This window comes from Streptomyces sp. NPDC050619, assembly GCF_040654815.1.
In the GTDB taxonomy this organism is placed as follows: Bacteria; Actinomycetota; Actinomycetes; order Streptomycetales; family Streptomycetaceae; genus Streptomyces.
This window is the reverse complement of sequence record NZ_JBFAIR010000121.1, coordinates 1-2,128: the sequence shown is the minus strand read 5'-3', so window position 1 is coordinate 2,128 and position 2,128 is coordinate 1. Positions and strand designations below refer to the sequence as shown.

The 2,128-nt window shown below is 68.4% G+C and carries 1 protein-coding gene; it reads right to left on the bottom strand.

What is annotated here, in order from left to right; genetic code table 11:
- On the bottom strand, nucleotides 1–2,128 hold a 2,128-nt coding region (locus AB0I77_RS53375), incomplete at both ends, for a beta-ketoacyl synthase N-terminal-like domain-containing protein (RefSeq protein ID WP_363290301.1).

Sequence of the window (2,128 nt, the reverse complement as noted above, 5' to 3'; positions counted from 1 at the left end):
TCAACCGCGCCCGCGCCGACACCAGCACACACGCATCCACCAGCGACAGCACACCCGCGACATGCGCGGCGGCGATCTCACCCACGGAATGACCCACGAGGAACCTCGGGGCCACACCCAGCGAGGTCACCAGCCGATACAGCGCCACCTCGATCGCGAAAAGCGCGGGCTGCGTGAACTCCGTACGGTTCAGGACTTCCTCGTCCTCACCCCACATCACGTCCCGCAGGGCAGGGTCCAACTCGGCCAGGACCTCATCCAACGTCTGCGCGAACACCGGGAAGCGGACATACAACTCCCGCCCCATACCGAGGCGTTGAGCACCCTGACCAGAGAACACGAACGCCAACGGCCCATCAGCGGCCACTCCCCTGGCCGCCTCAGTGACACCCTCCGTGGACGCCAACAGCACCGCCCGATGCGCGAACCGCGCCCGACCGCCCGCCAGGGTGTAGGCGACGTCCACCGACGCCTCGCCCACCCGCAACAGCTCGACCTGCGCATCCAGCGCCTGCTCCGACCGAGCCGACACCACCAACGGCAAAACGCCGAACTCACCCGACACCGACGTCGGTTGGAGTTCCGGTCCCGCCTCCAGGATGACGTGCGCATTAGTGCCACTGAGGCCGAAGGAAGACACCCCGACCCGACGCGGCTGCCCGGTCTGCGGCCAGGACACCGGCTCCCGGACCAGCTCCACCGCACCAGCCGACCAGTCCACATGCGACGACGGAGCATCCACGTGCAGGGTGCGCGGGACCATGCCGTGCCGCATCGCCAGGATCGACTTAATCAGACCGGCCGCACCCGCAGCGGCCTGGGTGTGGCCCAGGTTCGACTTCACCGAGCCCAGCAACAGCGGCCGTTCACGATCCTGACCGTACGTCGCGAGCAGCGCCTGCGCCTCGATCGGATCACCCAACGTCGTACCCGTACCGTGCGCCTCGACCACATCCACATCAGCCGCCGACAACCCCGCCGACGCCAACGCCTGCCGGATCACCCGCTGCTGCGAAGGACCGTTCGGCGCCGTCAGCCCATTCGACGCACCATCCTGATTGACCGCCGACCCCTTGACGACCGCCAGAATCCGGTGGCCCTTACGCACCGCATCCGACCGCCGCTCCAGCAGCAGCACACCCACACCCTCGGCCCAACCGACCCCGTCCGCGGAATCGGCGAACGCCTTGCACCGACCATCCGGCGCCAACCCACCCTGCCGGGAGAACTCCACAAACGTCGTCGGCGTCGACATCACCGTCACACCACCGGCCAACGCCAACGAACACTCACCCGACCGCAACGCCTGCGCCGCCAAATGCACCGCCACCAACGACGACGAACACGCCGTATCGACGGACACCGTCGGCCCCTCAAGGCCCAACGCATAGGCGACACGACCGGACGCGATGCTCGGGGAACTGCCACTCCCCCGGAATCCCTCGAACTCGTCGCCGGAGAGCAGGACGCCGTAGTCGTTGTACATGACGCCGGCGAAGACGCCGGTCTGGCTGCCGCGCAGCGAGGTGGGGTCGATGCCCGCCCGTTCGATCGCCTCCCACCCGGACTCCAGCAACAGCCGCTGCTGCGCATCCGTCGCCAACGCCTCCCGCGGACTCATCCCGAAGAACTCGGGATCGAACCCGCCGACTTCCGCGAGGAAGCCACCGGCGCGGGTGGAAGACGTACCCCTGTGCTCCGGGTCGGGGTGGTAGAGCCGCTCCAGGTCCCAGCCACGGTCGGCCGGGAACTCGCCCACCGCGTCCCCACCCTCACTCACCAGCCGCCACAGATCCTCCGGCGACGCCACACCACCCGGGAACCGGCACGCCATACCCACGACCACCACCGGGTCATCGACCACCGACGCCACCGGAGCAACCGGCACCGCCGCACGCGACCCCAACACCTCACCCAGCAAGAACTCCGCCAAAACCGCGACCGTCGGATGATCGAACACCAACGTCGCCGGCAACCGCAGCCCCGTCACCGCCTGCAACCCATTACGCAGCTCAACAGCCAGCAGCGAATCGAAACCCAGATCCCGGAACGACCGCGACGCGTCCACCCCCAAGGCACCCTCGTGCCCCAGCACCAACGCCACCTGCCCCCGCACCAGATCGAGCAG